The sequence below is a fragment of the Curtobacterium sp. DN_7.5 genome, from assembly GCF_022655355.1.
Taxonomy (GTDB): domain Bacteria; phylum Actinomycetota; class Actinomycetes; order Actinomycetales; family Microbacteriaceae; genus Curtobacterium; species Curtobacterium luteum.
The window spans coordinates 2,819,253-2,837,934 of record NZ_CP093378.1; the positions used below are offsets into that span (position 1 = coordinate 2,819,253).

Genomic DNA, 18,682 nt, shown 5'->3' on the forward strand with positions numbered 1-18,682 from the left:
TCTGGTGGCCCGCACGGTGTGCGGAACCTCGCACGCTGCGGGCGGCGCCAGCCGGGCCTCGCACGGTGCGAGGCGTCTGAGCGCCCGCGCGCCCGCGCGCCCGCGCGCCCGCGCGCCCGCGCCGGCCCTACCGCGGCAGCGTGTCGAGCGCTGCGGCGAGCCCGTCGTCGGTGACGCCGCCGGTCACCTCGTTGCCGGCCTCGATGACGTCGTCCGGCGCCTGTCCCATCGCGACCCCACGACCGGACGTCGACGCCCACCGGAGCATGTCGATGTCGTTCCGACCGTCGCCCGCGGCGAACACCCGGGAGCGCGGGATGTCGAGCCACTCGCGCACCCGCTCCATCGCGGTGGCCTTCGTCACGCCCTCGGGAGCGATGTCGAGCCACGAGGTCCAGCCGACCGAGTACGAGACCTTGTGCAGCCCCATCTGCTCGACGACCTGCAGGAAGTCTTCGGTGTCGTGCCCGGGCGAGATCACGACCACACGGGTGGCCTCGACGCCGAGCAGCTGCTCGAACGGCACGTGCTCGCCCTGCACGGTCATGGTGTCGTCGGGGAAGTTGCCGGAGAGCAGGAAGTGGCCGTCCTCGTCCTCGACGCCGAACGCAGCGTCGGCCAGGGCGCCGTGGATCGTCCGGAGCACCTCGGTCGGGTCGAACTGCTCGACGTGTGCGTGCTCGTACGAGCCGTCCTCGCGACGGCGGAGCGTGAGGGCGCCGTTCGCGGTGACGAGGTACTTCGGGTGGATGCCGAGCGTCTCGAGCAGGGGCACCGTCATGCTCTCGCTGCGGCCGGTGGAGAGCATGACCTCGTGCCCGGCTGCCTCGGCGTCGCGGACGGCGGCGATCACGGTGTCGGTGATGACGCCGTTCTCGCGCATGGTGGTGCCGTCGATGTCGAGCGCGACGAGCCAGCGCTTCGTCCGCGCGGGCGCCGCAGCGGCAGCACCGCCGGCGGCAGCACCGCCGGCGGCAGCACCGGTCGCGGGACCGGCCGAGGCACCACCGGCAGCAGCGCCACCAGCGGCAGCCCCGCCGCCTCGTGTCCCGTCGACGAACCGCTCGTGCGAGGTCATCGGGGCTCGATCGCCTCGACACCGCCGAGGTACGGGCGGAGCACCTCGGGCACGACGACCGACCCGTCGGCCTGCTGGTGGGTCTCGAGGATCGCGACGATCCACCGCGTGGTGGCGAGCGTGCCGTTGAGGGTCGCGACGGGCGCGGTCTTGCCGGACTCGGTGCGGTACCGGATGTCGAGGCGACGGGCCTGGAACGTCGTGCAGTTCGAGGTCGAGGTGAGTTCGCGGAAGGTGCCCTGCGTCGGCACCCACGCCTCGATGTCGAACTTCCGCGCGGCGCTCGTGCCGAGGTCACCGCCGGCGACGTCGATCACGCGGTAGTGCAGCCCGAGGTCCTGGAGCATCGACTCCTGGTACCCGACGAGCTTCTCGTGCTCGGCCTCGGCCTCGTCGGGGTGCACGTAGGAGAACATCTCGAGCTTGTTGAACTGGTGCACGCGGAGGATGCCGCGGTTGTCCTTGCCCGCGGACCCGGCCTCGCGGCGGTAGCAGGTCGACCAGCCGGCGTATCGGTGCGCCTCGCCCTCCGCGAGCGGCAGGATCTCGTCGGCGTGGAACCCGGCGAGGGCCACCTCGCTCGTGCCGGTCAAGTAGAGGTCGTCGGCCTCGAGGCGGTAGACCTCGGCCGCGTGCTCGCCGAGGAAGCCGGTGCCGGCCATCGTCTCGGGCCGGACGAGCGTCGGCGTGATGAGCGGCTCGAACCCGGCGGCGACGGCACGGTCGAGGCCGAGCGACATGAGCGCGATCTCGAGTCGGGCGCCGAGGCCGCGGAGGAAGTAGAAGCGGGAGCCGGAGACCTTGACTCCGCGCGGGATGTCGATGATCCCGAGGTGCTCGCCGAGGTCGGCGTGGTCCTTCGGCTCGAAGTCGAACTCGGGCTTCGTGCCGACGGTGCGGAGGGTGACGAAGTCGTCCTCGCCGCCCTTCGGCACGTCGGGCAGCACGACGTTCGGGATCGACCGGACGACCTGGTCGAAGGCGTCCTCGGCCTCCGTGACGGTGGCCTGCGCCTCCTTCACCTTCGCCGCGAGCGCCTGCGCCTGCTGCACGAGCGCCGCCTTCTCGTCCTTCGGCGCCTTCGCGACGGTCTTCCCGAAGGCGTTCTGCTCGGCGCGGAGGGACTCGAACGAGGTGATCGCGCTCCGCCGGGCCGCGTCCGCGGCGACGGCGTCGTCGACGACGTCGACGGAGGCGCCACGCGCCTCCTGCGAGGCCTTGATGACGTCGGGGTTGTCGCGCAGGAGCTGGGGATCGATCACCGGATCATCCTAAAGGGGCGGCCTGGAGGCGCGGGGCGGGCCCGCCCCGCGCCTCCCGGCCGGTCCCTGGTCGCGCCCGCGTCCCTTCGCAGCGTCCGGTCGGTACCGTGGCAGCATGTCGACCCCTTCGGAGACCGCGCCCACGGATGACGCCCTCCAGACCGAGCAGCGGACGGCCGCGGTGGTCTACAACCCGGTCAAGGTGCACCTGCCGACCCTCAAGCAGACCATCGAACGGCACCAGCGCGATGCCGGCTGGGCCGAGACCCTGTGGTTCGAGACCTCCGAGGAGGACCCGGGCGGCGGCATGACCCGCGAAGCGCTCGAGGCCGGTGCGGACGTGGTCGCGGCGGCCGGCGGCGACGGGACGGTCCGCGCCGTAGCCGAGGTGGTGCACGGGTCCGACGCCGCCCTCGCCCTGCTGCCAAGCGGGACGGGCAACCTGCTCGCCCGCAACATGAAGCTGCCGCTCGACGACCTGGAGGCGAGCGCGCGCACGATCTTCCACGGGGACGACCGTCCGATCGACTTCGGCACCCTCACCGTCGAGCGCGACGGCGGCGAGCGCGAGCAGCTCGGCTTCCTCGTGATGGCGGGGCTCGGGCTCGACGCCCGGATGCTCGCGAACACCCGGCCCGAGCTGAAGAAGCGCGTCGGGTGGCTCGCGTACGTGGACTCGCTGTTCCGCTCGGTCCGCGACGCCGACGCGTTCGAGTTCCGCTACCAGCTCGACGACGACGGCAACCATTCGGCGCGGGCACACTCGCTCATCGTCGGGAACTGCGGGCAGCTCCAGGCCGGGGCGATCCTGCTGCCGGACGCCGAGATCGACGACGGCGTGTTCGACATCGCCGTGATGCGGCCGCGCGGGTTCCTCGGGTGGGTGCGGATCGGGGCGCGGGTGTTCTGGGAGAACGGGATCCTCCGAACCTTCCGGCGGTCGTCGCTCGCGAACACCGCGGTGGGCAAGAAGATCGTGTCGGCCTCGCGGGAGGAGCGTCCGCTGCGGTACCTGCGCGGACAGGAGTTCACGGCGCGGCTCGAGCATGCGGACGAGTTCGAAGTCGACGGTGACCCCGTGGGCAAGGTCGTCGCGTTCCGGTCGCGCATCGATCCGCTCGGCCTCCGGGTCCGCGTGCCGAAGCCGGGCGACGATCGCCACGGCTCGCGTCAGGTCCCGTAGCCCGGCCTGCAGCCCGCGGTACCGGGTCCCGCCCCGGTCCCCGGCTTGGGACGCGTCGCGGGCCGCGCTGACCGATGGTGCGAGGTCACGCGCATGGTGCGAGGCCCACGGCGTCGCACGGTGCGCGAAACCTCGCACGGTGCGGGCGCTGCCTCGCACCGTGCGAGGCCGCCGGCGCGGGCGGTGCCGAGCGGTGGTGCGAGCGGTGGTGCGAGCGGTCCCGACAGATGGTGCGAGGTCACGCGCATGGTGCGAGGCCCACGGCGTCGCACGGTGCGCGAAACCTCGCACGGTGCGGGCGCTGCCTCGCACCGTGCGAGGCCGCGCGTGCGCGGGCGCAGTCGCGCACGGCGCGGGCGCTGCCTCGCACCGTGCGAGGCCGCGCGTGCGCGGGCGCAGTCGCGCACGGCGCGGGCGCTGCCTCGCACCGCGCGAGGCCGCGCATGCGCGGCCCCAGCCGCGCGCGCTCTACTGCGCCCCGGGCGCGCCCGAGACGATCGCGCGGAGCCAGTCCCGCGCCTCGACGAACGCCTCGTCCGAGTACCGCGCCGGCACCTCGGGTCGGAAGCCGTCCGCCCGCGGGTACGACCCGAGGAACGTCACGCGGGGGCTGAACCGGCGCAGGCCGAGCAGGGCGTCCGCGACGCGTTCGTCGCGGACGTGCCCGTCGAGGTCGATGACGAACCGGTAGCGTCCGAGCTCGTCACCGATCGGCCGCGAGGACAGCAGCCCCATGTTGATCCCCCGGGTCGCGAACTGCTCGAGCATGTCGACCAGGGCACCGGGGTGGTCGGCGGGGAGCTCCACGATGACGCTCGTCTTGTCCGCGCCGGTCGGCTCGGGCAGCGCGAGCGTCCGGGACACGAGCACGAACCGCGTCACCGCCGAGGCGTTGTCCCCGATCGAGGACGCCAGGACGGCGAGGTCGTGGTGGTCGGTGATGCCGGGCGGGGCCACGGCTGCGTCCGCGGTCGGGTGGTCGTCGAGCAGCGACACCGCGGCGGCGACGTTCGAGGACGCCGGGATGTGCCCGTGCCCGGGGATGTTCGCCTCGAGCCAGTTGTGCGTCTGCGCGTACGCGACCGGGTGGGCGTTCACGGTCCGGACGTCGGCGAGCGCGGTGCCGTGCCGGGCGACGAGGACGAAGTCGACGGGGACGAGGTACTCCCCCACGATCCGCACGCCGGGGATGCGCGCGAGGGCGTCCTGGGTGGCGCTGACGCCGCCGTCGACGCTGTTCTCGATCGCGATCACGGCGCCGACCGAACGACCGCTGACGACGTCGTCGAGCGCCTCGCCGACGTTGTTGACGCTCCGCCAGGGCTTGCCGGCGGCGGCGTCGACGAGCTTGAGGGCGGCCTCGGTGAACGTGCCGGCCGGTCCGAGGTAGGAGTACGTGTCGGAGGGCTCGGCGGGCGCGTTCATGCGGCGAGCCTATTGCAGCGCGTCGGCCGGATGACGCGCCACCGACCGGGCGTCAGCGCAGCGACCCGTGCGCCTGTTCCTGCCCCGTGAGCCGGGCCTCGCAGATCGCCGGGTCGTCCTCCTCGCGCGGGTACGACACGGCGGCGAAGCGCCCCTCCGGGTCGAGCCGGCCGAGCAGCGCCTTCGTGATGCCGTCGAGCTGTGTGACCTGCTCCTCGGTGAGGGCGTCGATCACGAATGCGCGGGCGGTCCGGACGTGCTGCGGGGCGGCCTCGACGATGGCGTCCCAGCCGGCGTCGGTGAGCCGGACGTCGGTGGCCCGGCGGTCGTCCGAGGACGGGCAGCGGCCGACGAGGCCCCGCTTCTCGAGCCGGGACACGACGTGCGAGAGCCGGGGCAGGGACGCGTTCGTCGCCGCGGCGAGCGCGGACATCCGGAGCGTCCGGGACTCGGTTTCGGAGAGCATCGCGATGACCATGTAGTCGAAGTGTGTGAGGTCCGCGTCACGCTGCAGCTGCTGGTCGAGCGCCGCGGGCAGGAGCTCCATGACCGCGACGAGCTTCATCCACGCGCGGAGCTGCGCGCGGTCGAGCCACGGGGTGTCGTCGGTCGGCTCGGGCATGACGGCAGTCTACCGATTGGTTGTCGGTTCAACCAGTGGACTCGGACGATTCCTCGACACCAGACCGCCGACCAGCAGGACCCCGAGCACGACGACGAGCAGGATGCCCTCGACGAGGACGAGCCGCAACCCGTAGTCGAACGGCAGCACGGTGGGGTTCTTCTGCCCGTGCGCCTTCGCTGCGATCTCGGGGAGCACCACGAGCGCGAGCACGCTCCCGAGGACGACCGCGCACTGCACGACGACGAGCATCCACGGCCGCACCGCGCGCCCGGTCCGGCGGAGCAGCAGTCCGGCCCCGACCACGAACGGCGACAGCACGACGTCGTGCAGGACCACCGCGCCGAGCAACCACGTCGCCAGGCCCCAGATCCGGTTCGGTCGGACGGTCGTCACGAGGACGTACGCCCCGAACGCCATCACCAGGACGCCGAGCACGACGAGCACGATCCGTGCGGCCCTCATGCGATCACCTCGATCCGCTCGATCCACTTCGTCTGGAGCACACCCGGCCGTCCCGGAGCGATGATCCGCGCCGGGAACCCGTGGTCGAGGTCGAGCGTCGCGCCGTTCAGCTCGAGCGCGACGAGGGTGGTCGGGTCCTCCGCGTACTCCGGACCCATCTCCATCACCCGGTAGCCGCCGTGCTGCTCGAGGCTGGTCACACGCACCCGGGACCCGGGCTCCGCCTGCACCGCCAGCAGCAGGTCACGCATCCGGACCCCGCGCCACGTCGCCATCTGGCTCCAGCCCTCCACGCAGGCGATGGGCAGGTCGGCCTCGGCCGTCCCGAGCGCGACGAGCTCCGCCCGGGAGAACGTGCGTGAGACGGCGGGGCCCGCGACCGTGAGGCTCCAGTCCGCCGCGGTCGCGGTCGCGAGGACCCCGGCCGCGCGGGCCGTGCGGTTGACCGGGAGGTCGTTCGGCCCCCGGTGCCGCTGACGCGCCCCGAAGACGTTGAACGGCTCCGCGAGGGACGACGACTGCCCGGCGGTCAGCGCGACGACACCGACGGTCGCCGCCGCCACGCCGGCGAAGAAGCCGCGTCGGGCGATCCGCTCACGTCGGCCGGCGGTCGCCGCGACGGGCGGCCGGGAGGCACGGCTCGGCTCCGCCCCGAGACTCGCCTCGGGCGCCCCGAGACTCGCCCCGGGCGCCGCGAGACTCGCGCTCGGCGACACCTCTCGGGGCTCGGGCCCCGAGTTCGGTCGCCCAGCGCGAGACTTGGCCGGCCCCGGCGCCGGCGCCGCCGGCGCCGGGGCGCCGTCGACCCAGCGCAGGACGCGGCCGGTGAGGCCGCGGGGGTAGGCGGTGGCCGCCTGCGTGTCCGCAGCCGGCGTGGCGGGGTCGAGCCGGGCCTCCCGGTCGGCCGACGGCGGCAACAGCTCGCTGCCCACCGTCGTGTCGGGCACGAACCGGCCCTGCTCGTCGTAGGAGTCCCGCGCCCGCCAGTACCGCACGATCACCCGCAGCTTCACCGCGACGTGCACGATCAGCGAACCGATGATCACGTAGGCGAGCGCGTTGTGCACCTGCTTGAACGGGAACGGGAACGGGTACCACTGGTACGTGTTGAGGAGCCCGGTCCCGACCTGCACGATCGCGGCGGACACGAGCACCGCGATGGAGAGGCGCTCCAGGAGGTGGAGGACACCCCGGACCGGCGGGACCTGCACGAGCGCGGGCATGACCGTGTTGAGCTTCGCCAGGAGCAGCGGGATGATCGCGATGCCGGCGGTGATGTGGAGCCCCTGCGTGAACTGGTACAGCTGCACCGGACGCGTGGGGAACCGCATGCCGGGGAACGGCTGCTGGAGGAGGTGGCTGTAGATCCCGGTGCCGAAGCAGACCAGGAACGCGATGCCGAGCAGCCGTCCCAGCACCACGGCGGAGCGGGCGTTCCGGTTCGGGGACGCCATCGCGGATCGTGCGTCCAGCAGCAGCCGCCGGACCGTCGCTAGCCTCGACCCACCATGAGTGATCGAACCCGCCCCGGCCGACCCCCGCAGCGCACCTCGGCGCCGACCGTGCTCGTGCCGACCGTGCTCGCCGTCGTCGGCGTGCTGGCCCTGGCGGGCGTCATCGCCTACGGTGTCACGCATCTGGGGTTCCTCCGAGCTGGTCATCGTTCCCCATTCGTCGCGTGGACCCTGATCGCTTGGACCGTGTTCGCCGGCGCGGTGCTCGCGCTCCGCTTCGTACCCCGGCGGTGGACGACGTGGCTCGTCGTCGGTGGCGGCCTGGTGGTCGGGCTCGCCGCGCTCGCCGGACAACCCAACACCAGTACCGACTCTGCTCGCTACGCCTGGGACGGGATCGTGCAGCACGCCGGGATCTCACCGTACGCGCACACGCCGGACTCGGCCGCGCTGGCCGGACTGCGGCCCGACTGGCTCTTCCCCGACAAGGTGGACGGCACGTGCAAGCCGCTGCTGCCGCGGTACCACGGCCTCGGTGACGGCGCGGACGGGCACTGCGTGGCGATCAACCGGTCGGACGTCGTCACGATCTACCCGCCGATGGCGCAGCTCTGGTTCGGCCTGGTGCGCGCGTTCGTCCCGGCGACCGCGCAGTACATGCCCTTCCAGATCGCCGGGCTCCTGCTCTCGCTCGGCGTGACCGTCGGACTGGTCGCCGTCCTCCGGCGGACCGGTCGGCCGGTGTGGTGGGCAGCGCTCTGGGCGTGGTCGCCGCTCGTCGCCGCGGAGGCCGTGACCAACTCGCACGTCGACGCGCTCGGTGCGGCCCTGGCGACGGCGGGCGCGGTGCTCGTCGTGTTCGGTCGGCCGGTCTGGGGTGGCGTGCTGCTCGGTGCGGCCACCGCCTCGAAGCTCATCCCCGCCCTCGTGTACCCGCCGCTCCTCGGCCGCCGGCGGCACTGGTGGGCGATCCCGGTCGGCATCGCGGTGTTCGCGCTGCTCTACGTGCCCTACGTGCTCTCGACCGGGCCGAAGGTGCTCGGGTACCTGCCCGGCTACCTGTCGGAGGAGGGGTACGAGGACGGCTCCCGGTTCGCACTCGTGTCGCTCGTGTTCCCGGGTGACGCCGGCACGGTGGTCGTCGGGCTGCTCGTGCTGCTCGCGGCCTTCGTGGCGTGGCGGCTCGCCGACCCGGCGAACCCCTGGTCCGGCGAGGTGCTGCTCATCGGCGTGACGTTCCTCGCGGTGACCCCGCGCTACCCCTGGTACGCGCTGCTCCTCATCCCGTTCGTGGCGCTCTCGGGACGCTGGGAGTGGCTGTCGATCGGGCTCGCCATCGCACTCCGCGGGGTGTGGCCGTCGACCGCGGCGTACCGCTGGTGGCTGGCGGCGGCCGTGCTCGTCGTGGTGGTCGGCACGCTCGCCCGGACGAGCCGGTCCGACTGGGCCCGGTGGCGCGACCGGCTGCTCTTCCGGGACGTCCGGGCACCGCACCCACCCGCGGCGGCGACAGGTGCGCGGTCCGCGGAGGACGTACGCTGACGGCATGGCTCCCGCGACCCTGCTCGGTTCGACCGGCGCTCCCTCGGCGGACGCACTGCTGGACCGCTTCGGCCGTCGTGCCGTCGACCTCCGGGTGTCGCTGACCGAGCGCTGCAACCTCCGCTGCACCTACTGCATGCCGGCAGCCGGGCTGCCCTTCGCCCCCGACGACGCCCTCATGACCGCGGCGGAGATCGAGCGGCTCGTGCGCATCGGCACGGCGCGCTTCGGCGTCCGCAAGGTCCGCTTCACCGGCGGCGAGCCGATGCTCCGGCACGACCTCGTCGACGTGATCGCCCGCTGCGCCTCGCTGCCGGACGCACCCGAGCTGTCCCTCACGACGAACGCGATCGGTCTGGCGCACCGGGCGTCGGCGCTGTACGCGGCCGGGCTCCGCCGGGTGAACGTCTCGCTCGACACGGTCGACCCGGACGTCTTCACCGAGGTCACCCGGCGGCCGTTCCTCGACAAGGTGATCGCCGGGTTGTCGGCCGCACACGACGCCGGGCTCGCGATCAAGGTCAACGCGGTGCTGCTCCGCGGGGTGAACGACCACCTCGCCCCCGACCTGCTGCACTGGTGCCTCGAGCGCGGGTACGAGCTCCGCTTCATCGAGCAGATGCCCCTCGACCCCGACCACGCGTGGGACCGCACGTCGATGGTGACCGCCGCCGAGACCCGTGCCGCACTGTCGCGGACGGTGCGGCTCGAGCCGGACGAGGCCCCGCGCGACGGCGCCCCGGCCGAACGCTTCCGCGTGCTCTCCCGGGACGGAGCGCTGCTCGGCACGATCGGCATCATCGCCAGCATCACGGAGTCGTTCTGCGCGGACTGCACCCGCACCCGGCTGACCGCGGACGGGCACGTCCGGAGCTGCCTGTTCTCCGACGACGAGACCGACGTGCTCGGGCCGATGCGCGCGGGTGCCGCGGACGACGAGGTCGCCGACCTCTGGCAGCGGGCGATGTGGGCCAAGCCCCGCGACCACGGGGACGACACGGACGACCTCGTGCACCCCACGCGGGGCATGAGCGCGATCGGGGGGTGACGGTGACGACGGTGCGGTTCTTCGCGGCGGCTCGGGCCGCGGTGGGCGCGGACGAGGTCGCGGTCGACGTCGACGCGATGGACGTGGCCTCGCTCGACGCGGCGCTGGCCGGGATCGAGGCGGCGGACCCGGAGCGGTGGTCGGCGCTGGTGGAGCGGTGCTCCTACCTGGTCGACGGCGTGAGCACGAGGGACCGTGCGACCTCGCTCGTCGGGGTCGGCACGGTCGACGTCATGCCGCCCTTCGCCGGGGGCTGACGGGGACCGGGTTCCCCGGGACCACCGGGCTGCGCCCGGGACCACCAGGGGGACGCCCGGGACCACCAGGCCTCCCGCGCAACGGCCCCGCCCACGCCCACGCGGCCCTACGGCGCGATCGACAGCACGATGAACGCGGCGAAGACCACCAGGTGCACCCCGCCCTGCAGCCGTGTCGCCCGCCCCGGCAGCACGGTCAGCACCGCGGCGACGATCGTGAGCGCCAGCAGCACGATCTGCGCCGATCCGAGGCCGAGCAGCAGCGTCCCGGGCATGAACAGGGATGCCACGGCGATGGACGGGATCGTCAGGCCGATCGACGCCATCGCCGACCCCATCGCCAGGTTGAGGCTCGTCTGGATCCGGTCCCGGGCCGCCGCCTTCGACGCCGCGATGCCCTCGGGCAGCAGGATGAGCAGCGCGATCACGACACCGACGAACGACGGCGGGAAGCCGACCGCTGCGACCCCCGCCTCGATGGCGGGCGACTCGACCTTGGCGAGCCCGACCACCGCGACGAGCGCGAGCAGCAGCAGCCCGAGCGACACGAGCGTCTGGCGTCCGGTCGGGGTGGCGGCGTGCGCGGTCTCGTCCACGGCCGACGACGGACCCGCGGCCGACCCGTGACCGGCCGACCCGTGACCGGCCGACCCGTGACCGGCCGGCCCCGAACCGGCCGACCCCGACCCGGCCGACCCGCGGCCGACCGGCAGGAAGAAGTCCCGGTGCGCGATCGTCTGCGTGAACACGAACAGCCCGTACAGCGCGAGGGACGCGATCGCCACGAACACGAGCTGCACGCCCGTGAACGAGGCGTTGTCGGTGCCGGTGGTGAAGGTCGGCAGCACGAGGGTCAGGACGGCGAGGGCCGCGACCGTCATCGTCGCCGCCGAGGCCCCCTCCTGGTTGAACCGCACGGTGTGGTGCCGGATCGTCCCGATGAGGATCGCCAACCCGACGAGTCCGTTCATGGTGATCATCACCGCGGAGAACACCGTGTCCCGGGCGAGGGTCTCGGCCTTCGCGCCGCCCGAGCTCGACAGCGCGATGATGAGCGCCACCTCGATGATCGTGACGGCGACCGCGAGCACGAGCGACCCGAACGGCTCCCCCACGCGGTGCGCGACGACCTCCGCGTGGTGCACGGCTGCGAGGACCGTCGCCGCGAGCACGACCGCGACGAGCACGACGACCACGGTCCCGAGGTCGTGCCGACCGAACGACAGCGCCAGCACGACCGCTGCGACGATGGGGACCCCCACGGGCCAGGCCTTGCCGATCCAGGAGGTCATCCCCCGATCCTCCCACCCCCCGGCTCGTAGACCACCACCTCGTCCGCCGGGACCGAGATGCGGCAGGTGTCGCCGATCGCCAACCCGAGTGCGGCGAAGCGGGTCAGGGTGACGTCGGCGACGAGCTCCCCGGCCCGGACGCGGACCAGGCCGTCCCGCGGCTCGACCGCGTCCACGCGCCGCCCGGCTCCGTCGTCGTCCCGCGTCAGGCACGCGGCCGTCGGGTGGTACGCGGCGAGCGCGGCCCGGCCGGGAGGCACGGTGTGCGCCGCCGCCGACAGCTCACCACCCTCGGCGGTCACCACCCCACCCGTCGTCGCCGTCCCCGACACGGTCACCAGCCCCGAGAACCGGGCCGCGAAGGCGCTGCGGGGACGACCGAGCACCTCGGCCGGGGTGCCCTGCTCGACGACCCGACCGGCCTCGAGCACGACGACGCGGTCTGCGAGCGCCGCGACCTCGACGGGATCGTGCGACACGAGCAGCGTCGGACGACCGGCGGACGCCGTTGCGAGCGCGGCCCGGACCTCCTGCCGTGCGGTGACGTCGAGCGCCGATGTCGGCTCGTCGAGGAGGAGCACCGCCGGGTCGGTGGCGAGGGCGCGGGCGATCGCGACCCGCTGCGCCTGTCCACCCGAGAGCGTCCCCGGCGCGCGGTCTGCCAGCGCGACCGCCCCGACGGCGGCCAGCGCCTCACGGGCGCGGCCACGGGCCTCCCGGCCGGACGCACCGGTCGCGCGCGGACCGAAGGCGACGTTCGCGAGCACGGACCGGTGCGGGAAGAGGTCGGGGCGCTGCGCGACCAGGCCGGTGCGTCGGCGGTGGGTCGGGACGGCGCGCCCGTCGCCGGCGAGCGTGCGGCCGTCGACGACGACGCTGCCGCCGTCCGGACGGACGAGTCCCGCGAGCACGTCCACGACGGTCGACTTGCCGGCGCCGTTCGGACCGATGAGCGCCACGCACTCGTCGGCCCCGACCGAGAGCGCGACGTCGACGCTCCGCGGGTCGACGACGATCCGGGCCTCCAGACCGCTCATGCGAGCACGCTCCGGCGCCGCACCGACGACACCCCGATCACGACGACGGCGACGACGACGAGCACGAGCGACAGCGCGACCGCGGTGTCGGGGTCGATCTCACGCTGCAGGTAGATCTCGAGCGGCAGGGTCCTCGTGACGCCCTGCAGGCTGCCCGCGAACGTGAGGGTGGCGCCGAACTCGCCGAGCGCACGGGCGAAGCAGAGGACGAGCCCGGACACGATGCCGGGGAGGACCCGCGGGGTGGTGACGGTCAGGAACGTCCGGGTCGGACCGGCGCCGAGCGTCGCCGCCACCCGTTCGTACCGGTCACCCCCGACGCGGAGGGCGCCCTCGACGGAGGACACCAGGAACGGCATCGAGACGAACGTCTGCGCGATGACGACCGCGGTCGTGGTGAAGGCGATCCGCACCCCGTGGTCGTCGAGGAACGCCCCGACGGGCCCGAGGCGCCCGAACGCCGCGAGGAGCGCCAGTCCGCCGACGACGGGCGGCAGCACGAGGGGCAGCAGCACGACCGCCCGGGCGGCGCCGGTCCACCGGGACGTCGACCGGGCGAACAGGACGGCGAGCGGGTAGCCGAGGACGAACGCGATCCCGGTCGTCGCGGCGGCCGTACCGAGGCTCAGCCCGAGGGCGCTGCGGGAGGCGGGCGACGTCACGAGCGCGACGAACGACCCCCAGTCGACGCGGCCCACCATGGCGAGCACGGGCACGACGACGAAGAGGCCGCCGAGGGCCGCGGGGACGGGGAGCCACCACGGCACGGGACGTCGGACGGGCCGGTCGGCGGGCCAGGCCCGGTCAGCGGGTCGGGGCCGGTCGGCGGGCCACGCCCGGTCAGCGGGTCGGGGCCGGGGCCGGTCGGCGGGCCGTGGCCGGTCGCCGCGCACCGCTCAGGGCTTCCCGAAGCCGGCGTCGGCGAGCACCCGTTGCCCCGCGTCGGACAGGACGTACGCGGTGAACGCCGACGCGAGCGCGGGGTCCGCGGACTGCCGCAGCACGCCGATCGGGTAGGTGTTCACCGCCTTCGCGGCCTCGTCGAAGCGGACCCCGTCGACCTTCCCGCCGGCCGCCTCGACGTCGGTGACGTAGACGAGCCCGGCGTCCGCCTGGCCGGACTCGACCTTGCCGAGGACGTCCGTGACCGACTGCTCCTCGCTGACCGGACGCAGGTCGACCCCCGTGGCCCGCTCGACCTTCGCCGTCGCCGCTCCGCACGGCACGGGGGTGGCGCACGTCACGACCTGGAGGCCGGTGCGGGTGAGGTCGTCGAACGCGCCGATCCGCTCGGGGTTGCCGGGTGCGACCGCGATCTCGAGCTCGTTCGTCGCGAAGTCGCGCGGGGACCCGGTGGCGAGGTCCGTCCGGGCGAGCTTGCCCATGTTCGCCTCGTCGGCGGAGGCGAACACGTCGGCGGGAGCGCCGTTCTGGATCTGCGTCACGAGGTCGCTCGAGCCCGCGAACGAGAACGCGATCGAGGTGCCGGGGTGCTGTTGCTCGAAGCGGTCACCGAGCGCCGTGAAGGTCTTCTGGAGCGAGGCGGCGGCGAAGACCGTGATCTTCCCGGTCAGCGCCCCGCCGGTCGCGGACGCCGTACTGCTCGCGGCCGGGGCGGCCTGCGTCGAACACCCGGTGAGCGCGAGCAACGTCACGGCCGCGATCGCGATGATGACCAACCGGGATGTCCGCAAAGGCGTCTTCACCGGGACAGCGTATCCGCATCTGCGGGATCCGGCACCGTCGGGTGGCCCTCGGCGCGCCAGGCGGCGATCCCGCCGTCGAGGACCACGACCGGTCGGTCGAGCGTCCGTGCCCAGGCGGTGGCGCGGCGGCCGCTCGCGCAGACCGCCACGACGGTGCGGGCGTCGGGCTGCAGGTCCTCCGGTGGGATGCTGCCGGCGATGACGCCCGACGCCCGTTCCTCCGGGGTGCGGACGTCGACGAGGACGAGGGACACCGGGACGGACGGGCCGGTGCTGATCGGGCCGGTGCTGATCGGGCCGGTGCTGATCGGCTCGGGGCCGAGCGCCGCGGCGAGGGCGGACGGGGCGATCGTCTCCGGCTCGGCCTCAGCGGGGGCGACCGGCCGTCGGGAGTCCGGCCCACGCCGCAGCGGGCTCTCGGTCCACCGCCACCGCCGGGCGTCGACCGTGAGGACCCGGCCGAGCAGCGGCTCGCCGAGGCCCGCGACGATCGCGGTCACCTGCGCCGCCATCACCGAGCCGACCGCGCCGCACAGCGCCGGGAGCACGCCGTCGACCGCGCACGAGCCCTCGTCGGGGAGGACGTCCGGGTGGAGGTCGTGGAAGTCCACCGGCTCCGGTCCGGCGTCGTGGAACACCGACACCTGCCCGTCGTAGCCGAGGACCGTGCCCCAGACGAACGGGACGCCCGCCGCGGCGCACGCGTCCGAGACGGCCCGCGTCACGACGACGCTGTCGGCCGCGTCGACCACGACGTCGTGCCCGGCGACCTGCGCGGGGTCGAACCAGCCGGTGACCGCGACGACCTCGAGCTCCGGGTCCACCGCACGGAGGCGCTCCGCCGCCACCTCGGCCTTCGGGCGCCCGACGTCCGCGAGCTCGAACAACACCTGCCGGGCGAGGTTCGACGGGTCGACGACGTCGTGGTCCACCACCGTCACCCGACCGAGTCCGGCGCCCGCGAGGTACTGCAGGACCGGGGCGCCGAGCCCACCGGCGCCGACCACGAGGACCCGCGCCCGCGCCAGTGCCTCGAGCGCGCGGTCGCCGGCGCCCTGCAGCGCGGCCGTCCGCGCGGTCAGCGCCCGACGGAGCGACGGCGTCGTCACTCGCGCACCGCCGTGGCGTCCGGGCCGGGCACCTCGACCGAGACCATCGTCGCCTTCACCGAAGCCACGGCCACGGCGCCGACCTCGAGTCCGAGGTCCCGCACCGCCTCGGCACTCATGAGCGACACCACGCGGTGCGGCCCGCTCTGCAGTTCGACCTGCGCCATCACGCCGTCGACGACCAGGTCCGTCACGATGCCCACGAACCGGTTGCGGGCGGAGCTCCGGACGCCCGAGGGATCCCCGAGCTGCGCGCCGCGCTGCCGGGCGTGGTCGGCGAGCTCCCGGCCGTCCACCACCGCTCGACCGGCCTCGTCGTCGTGCCGTGTGAAGGTGCCGCCGTCGACCAGGCGCCGGACGGTGTCGTCGCTCACCCCGAGGTACGTCGCCGCGTCGCGGATCCGGAGCATCGTCATGGTGCCTGACGATAGTCCGTACCCCGGCACCCGACGAGCATGTGAACTCTCAGTGGACGGCACGGTCCACCCCGGCGGTCGTCCAGACGCTGCGGCTACCGTGCAGGACGTGAGCTCCCCCCGTACCGACACCATCATGGTGCAGCCCGGCCTGAGCCCCGTCACGGTCCGGGAGCGTCTGCGTGCGGTCCCGAGCGGCGTACGCGTCGCGGTCGTCCGGACGCCGGAGCTCACCGTCGGCGCGATCGGGACGCTCGTCGCCGCCGCCTTCGCCTGGGTCCCGTCGCTCTGGTACGACGAGGCCGCCACCGTGACCAGCGCCCAACGGTCGTGGCCGCAGCTCTGGGCGGAGCTCCACAACGTCGACGCCGTGCACGGGCTGTACTACGCGCTCGTGCACGCCTGGTTCTGGCTCGTGGGGTACACCCCGTTCACGCTCCGGTTCCCCAGCGCACTCGCCGTCGGGATCGCAGCCGGTCTCGTCGTCGCGCTCGGCCGTCGGCTCGGCGGACGGCGCTTCGGCATCGCCGCCGGCCTCGTGTTCCTGGCACTGCCGCGGGTGCAGTGGGCGGGCAGCGAAGGCCGTTCCTACGCCACGATCACCACCTTCGCGGTGTGCCTGACGCTCGTCGGCCTGACCGCGGTCCGTCGATCCCGATCCGGACGGAGCCTGCACTGGTGGGTCGCGTACGGGTTGCTGGCCGTCGTCGCGATCACCTTCAACGTCTACCTCGCGCTCGCCGTCGCCGCGCACGCCGTCACGTTCCTGTGGACGATGGCCGCCGATCGTCGGGCGCGTCGGTCCGACCCGACCGTCCGCGCCCTCGCCCCCGGTGGCTCGTTGCTCCGGTGGGCGATCGTCTCGGCGGTCGTCCTCGTCGCGGTGACCCCGTTCGTGGCTGCCGTCGCCAGCCAGTCGAAGCAGGTCGCGTGGCTGGGACCGATCGGCGACCGCACCTTCCCGCAGGTCTTCTCGACCGCGTGGTTCGGCGGCGTCGACGTCTACGCCGCCGTGGCCTGGGCGCTCATGGTCCTCGGGGTCGCATCGGCCCTCGTCGCCGCGCACCGCGCATCACCCACCGTCCGGTCGCTGTTCCGGGCGCAGGCCGTGCGCGTCGCCCTGCCGCTCGTGGTGCTCCCGACCCTGGCCCTGCTGGTCGCGACCGCGTTGGGTCGTCACCTCTACACGCCGAAGTACGCCAGTCTCAGCCTGCCGTTCGTGGCGATGCTCATCGCCCTCGGCATCACCGTCATCCGGCGCCGGGCGCTGCTCGGCGGCGCGCTCGTCGCCGCTCTGGTGCTCTCCGTCCCGACCGCGGTCGTCGTCAAGACACCCCGCTCGAAGCAGGACTCGACGTGGTCGGTGGCGTCGTCGATCATCAGCTCGGAGCGCGCGAAGCACCGCGACAGCGACGAAGGCGTGGTGTTCGGCAGCGTCTACGGGCACCCCGGCACCACGGCGGACATCATCCGCGTGGCGTACCCGTCCGCGTTCGCGGGCATGACGGACCTCGCCGTGCGGAAGGACGGCGCCGCGTCCGGCGTGCTCTGGAACCAGAACGGCGACCTCTCGTCGACCATCCCGAGCCGGCTCGCGGACATCGACACCGTGTGGTTCGTCGGCGGGACCCCGAAGGCGCGCAACATCCAGCCGGAGACGACCCAGGTGCTGGCGGAGCACGGCTTCACGGCCGTGCGGCACTGGAAGACCGGCGAGGTCGTCATCACCGAGTTCCGCCGCAGCTGAGCCCGGACCCGCGTCGCACCCGAGCACGGCACCGAGGCGGACACCGGGCGCGCCTCGTCTCGGTTCAGTGCACCACGCGCGCGCCGTGTACCGGCCCCGTGGCCCGGACGGCGACGATGCCGGCGGCGCTGAGTTCGACCTGCACCTCGAGTGCGGCGTCCCGGTCGGCCACGAGGAACGCGACCGTCGGTCCACTCCCGGACACGAGCCCGGCCAGTGCGCCCGCCTTCTCACCGATCTCGAGCGTCTCGGCGAGGGCCGGCTGCAACCGCATGGCCGGTGCCTGCAGGTCGTTGTGCAGGCAGTCCGCGAGGAGGTCCGGGTCGCCCGCTCGGAGCGCCTGCAGCACGTTCGCGTCCACCGTCGGGGTCGTCGGCGCCGGCGCGATGTCGGCCCGGTAGCGCTCCCGGTGCTCGTCGAGCGCGCGGTACACCGCGGGGGTCGACAGCCCGGCGTCGCTCAGGGCCAGCACCCACCGGAACTCGCCCTTCGCGAGCGCGGGGCTGAGCTCGTCGCCACGGCCCGTCCCGACCGCGGTCCCGCCGGCGAACGCGAACGGCACGTCCGCGCCGAGCTGCGCCGCGAGCCGGAGGAGTTCGTCCCGCCCCAAGGCGGTCCCCCAGAGGGTGTCGACCGCGAGCAGGGTGGCCGCGGCGTCCGCCGAGCCGCCCCCCATGCCGCCCGCGACCGGGACCTGCTTGTCGATCGTGAGACGGACCCCGCCGCGGTGACCGGCGGCGTCCGCCACGAGGCGGGCCGCACGGATCGCGAGGTTCGACTCGTCCGTCGGGACGCCCGACGAGTCGATCGGACCGGTGAAGGTCACCGAGAAGTCGTCGGCCGGCTCCGCGGTGACGTCCTCGTACAGCGAGACCGCCTGGTAGGCCGTCGCGACGTCGTGGTAGCCGTCGTCCTGCAGCGCGCCGACCGACAGGAACACGTTGATCTTGCCGGGGGCGCGCACCCGCACGCGGGTCGGAGCGGCCAGCGAGGTCATGGCTCCAACCTATCCCGCGGCCGGACCCCGTTCCTGCGCGTG

At 73.8% G+C, this 18,682-nt stretch carries 18 protein-coding genes; 5 read left to right on the forward strand and 13 right to left on the reverse strand.

The genetic code is table 11. The features are described 5' to 3' along the window. Nucleotides 1-127: 127 nt before the first annotated feature. Both MON03_RS13040 and serS read right to left on the reverse strand, forming a co-directional pair. Nucleotides 128-1,078: an HAD family hydrolase gene (locus MON03_RS13040; RefSeq protein WP_242088826.1), complete on the reverse strand. Its 951-nt coding sequence runs from the start codon at nt 1,076-1,078 to the stop codon at nt 128-130. Next, nucleotides 1,075-2,340, reverse strand: a complete 1,266-nt coding sequence (gene serS, locus MON03_RS13045) for a serine--tRNA ligase (protein WP_242088827.1) — start codon at nt 2,338-2,340, stop codon at nt 1,075-1,077. The genes MON03_RS13040 and serS overlap by 4 nt, the downstream gene beginning before the upstream one ends. A gap of 115 nt (nt 2,341-2,455) precedes the next feature. On the opposite strand from serS, the gene MON03_RS13050 reads away from it, so the two are divergent. Further along, nucleotides 2,456-3,523: a diacylglycerol/lipid kinase family protein gene (locus MON03_RS13050; RefSeq protein WP_175327258.1), complete on the forward strand. Its 1,068-nt coding sequence runs from the start codon at nt 2,456-2,458 to the stop codon at nt 3,521-3,523. 468 nt (nt 3,524-3,991) lie between these two features. Here MON03_RS13050 and pheA read toward each other — a convergent pair whose 3' ends face one another. The 4 genes from pheA to MON03_RS13070 are packed head-to-tail and all read right to left on the reverse strand — an operon-like array spanning nt 3,992 to nt 7,489. Then, nucleotides 3,992-4,948 carry a prephenate dehydratase gene (gene pheA / locus MON03_RS13055; protein ID WP_175327259.1) on the reverse strand — a complete coding sequence of 319 codons (957 nt, stop codon included), beginning with the start codon at nt 4,946-4,948 and terminating at the stop codon, nt 3,992-3,994. Nucleotides 4,949-5,000: 52 nt separating this feature from the next. Then, entirely contained in the window at nt 5,001-5,570 is a 570-nt protein-coding gene (locus tag MON03_RS13060) for a MarR family winged helix-turn-helix transcriptional regulator (protein ID WP_242088829.1), read from the reverse strand. Nucleotides 5,571-5,579: 9 nt separating this feature from the next. Further along, nucleotides 5,580-6,035 carry a hypothetical protein gene (locus MON03_RS13065; RefSeq protein ID WP_049976575.1) on the reverse strand — a complete coding sequence of 152 codons (456 nt, stop codon included), beginning with the start codon at nt 6,033-6,035 and terminating at the stop codon, nt 5,580-5,582. Next, nucleotides 6,032-7,489 (reverse strand): molybdopterin-dependent oxidoreductase, encoded by a 1,458-nt coding sequence (locus MON03_RS13070; protein ID WP_242088831.1) that lies wholly within the window; start codon nt 7,487-7,489, stop codon nt 6,032-6,034. Before MON03_RS13070 ends, MON03_RS13065 begins: the two co-directional genes overlap by 4 nt. Nucleotides 7,490-7,543: 54 nt before the next feature. Here MON03_RS13070 and MON03_RS13075 point away from each other — a divergent pair, with 54 nt between their 5' ends. Genes MON03_RS13075 through MON03_RS13085 form a run of 3 tightly spaced genes read left to right on the forward strand, consistent with a single transcriptional unit; the run spans nt 7,544 to nt 10,336 of the window. Then, nucleotides 7,544-9,031 (forward strand): glycosyltransferase family 87 protein, encoded by a 1,488-nt coding sequence (locus MON03_RS13075; protein WP_175328060.1) that lies wholly within the window; start codon nt 7,544-7,546, stop codon nt 9,029-9,031. Between the two features lie 4 nt (nt 9,032-9,035). Further along, the gene (gene moaA, locus MON03_RS13080; RefSeq protein WP_175328059.1) at nt 9,036-10,079 is read left to right on the forward strand and encodes a GTP 3',8-cyclase MoaA; all 1,044 of its coding nucleotides are present in this window, start codon (nt 9,036-9,038) and stop codon (nt 10,077-10,079) included. Next, nucleotides 10,076-10,336, forward strand: a complete 261-nt coding sequence (locus MON03_RS13085; protein ID WP_242088833.1) for a MoaD/ThiS family protein — start codon at nt 10,076-10,078, stop codon at nt 10,334-10,336. Before moaA ends, MON03_RS13085 begins: the two co-directional genes overlap by 4 nt. 107 nt (nt 10,337-10,443) lie before the next feature. On the opposite strand, the gene MON03_RS13090 is transcribed toward MON03_RS13085, so the two are convergent. From MON03_RS13090 to MON03_RS13115, 6 genes are all read right to left on the reverse strand, one after another. Continuing rightward, nucleotides 10,444-11,628: a calcium:cation antiporter gene (locus tag MON03_RS13090; protein WP_242088835.1), complete on the reverse strand. Its 1,185-nt coding sequence runs from the start codon at nt 11,626-11,628 to the stop codon at nt 10,444-10,446. Beyond that, nucleotides 11,625-12,665, reverse strand: a complete 1,041-nt coding sequence (locus MON03_RS13095; protein ID WP_242088837.1) for a sulfate/molybdate ABC transporter ATP-binding protein — start codon at nt 12,663-12,665, stop codon at nt 11,625-11,627. The genes MON03_RS13090 and MON03_RS13095 overlap by 4 nt, the downstream gene beginning before the upstream one ends. Then, on the reverse strand, nt 12,662-13,432 hold the full coding sequence (locus MON03_RS13100) for an ABC transporter permease (RefSeq protein ID WP_242088839.1): 771 nt from the start codon (nt 13,430-13,432) through the stop codon (nt 12,662-12,664). The genes MON03_RS13095 and MON03_RS13100 overlap by 4 nt, the downstream gene beginning before the upstream one ends. 129 nt (nt 13,433-13,561) lie before the next feature. Continuing rightward, nucleotides 13,562-14,371, reverse strand: coding sequence for a molybdate ABC transporter substrate-binding protein (gene modA / locus MON03_RS13105; RefSeq protein WP_242088841.1), 810 nt, complete (start codon nt 14,369-14,371; stop codon nt 13,562-13,564). Continuing rightward, on the reverse strand, nt 14,368-15,480 hold the full coding sequence (locus MON03_RS13110; RefSeq protein ID WP_242088843.1) for a ThiF family adenylyltransferase: 1,113 nt from the start codon (nt 15,478-15,480) through the stop codon (nt 14,368-14,370). Before MON03_RS13110 ends, modA begins: the two co-directional genes overlap by 4 nt. Continuing rightward, nucleotides 15,477-15,896 (reverse strand): TOBE domain-containing protein, encoded by a 420-nt coding sequence (locus MON03_RS13115; protein ID WP_022905018.1) that lies wholly within the window; start codon nt 15,894-15,896, stop codon nt 15,477-15,479. The genes MON03_RS13110 and MON03_RS13115 overlap by 4 nt, the downstream gene beginning before the upstream one ends. Before the next feature lie 109 nt (nt 15,897-16,005). On the opposite strand from MON03_RS13115, the gene MON03_RS13120 reads away from it, so the two are divergent. Beyond that, complete coding sequence (locus MON03_RS13120) at nt 16,006-17,643, forward strand: glycosyltransferase family 39 protein (protein ID WP_242088845.1); 1,638 nt, start codon at nt 16,006-16,008, stop codon at nt 17,641-17,643. A gap of 64 nt (nt 17,644-17,707) precedes the next feature. Here the strand turns inward: MON03_RS13120 and MON03_RS13125 are convergent, their stop codons facing one another. Beyond that, nucleotides 17,708-18,640, reverse strand: a complete 933-nt coding sequence (locus MON03_RS13125) for a 4-(cytidine 5'-diphospho)-2-C-methyl-D-erythritol kinase (protein ID WP_022905015.1) — start codon at nt 18,638-18,640, stop codon at nt 17,708-17,710. Nucleotides 18,641-18,682 lie beyond the last annotated feature (42 nt).

Excerpts from the sequence above, each read along its gene's own strand:
- MON03_RS13040 (WP_242088826.1), bottom strand. The coding sequence starts at position 1,078 with ATGACCTCGCACGAGCGGTTCGTCGACGGGACACGAGGCGGCGGGGCT.
- MON03_RS13050 (WP_175327258.1), top strand. The coding sequence starts at position 2,456 with ATGTCGACCCCTTCGGAGACCGCGCCCACGGATGACGCCCTCCAGACC.
- pheA (WP_175327259.1), bottom strand. The coding sequence starts at position 4,948 with ATGAACGCGCCCGCCGAGCCCTCCGACACGTACTCCTACCTCGGACCG.
- MON03_RS13060 (WP_242088829.1), bottom strand. The coding sequence starts at position 5,570 with ATGCCCGAGCCGACCGACGACACCCCGTGGCTCGACCGCGCGCAGCTC.
- MON03_RS13065 (WP_049976575.1), bottom strand. The coding sequence starts at position 6,035 with ATGAGGGCCGCACGGATCGTGCTCGTCGTGCTCGGCGTCCTGGTGATG.
- MON03_RS13070 (WP_242088831.1), bottom strand. The coding sequence starts at position 7,489 with ATGGCGTCCCCGAACCGGAACGCCCGCTCCGCCGTGGTGCTGGGACGG.
- MON03_RS13075 (WP_175328060.1), top strand. The coding sequence starts at position 7,544 with ATGAGTGATCGAACCCGCCCCGGCCGACCCCCGCAGCGCACCTCGGCG.
- moaA (WP_175328059.1), top strand. The coding sequence starts at position 9,036 with ATGGCTCCCGCGACCCTGCTCGGTTCGACCGGCGCTCCCTCGGCGGAC.
- MON03_RS13090 (WP_242088835.1), bottom strand. The coding sequence starts at position 11,628 with ATGACCTCCTGGATCGGCAAGGCCTGGCCCGTGGGGGTCCCCATCGTC.
- MON03_RS13095 (WP_242088837.1), bottom strand. The coding sequence starts at position 12,665 with ATGAGCGGTCTGGAGGCCCGGATCGTCGTCGACCCGCGGAGCGTCGAC.
- MON03_RS13115 (WP_022905018.1), bottom strand. The coding sequence starts at position 15,896 with ATGACGATGCTCCGGATCCGCGACGCGGCGACGTACCTCGGGGTGAGC.
- MON03_RS13125 (WP_022905015.1), bottom strand. The coding sequence starts at position 18,640 with ATGACCTCGCTGGCCGCTCCGACCCGCGTGCGGGTGCGCGCCCCCGGC.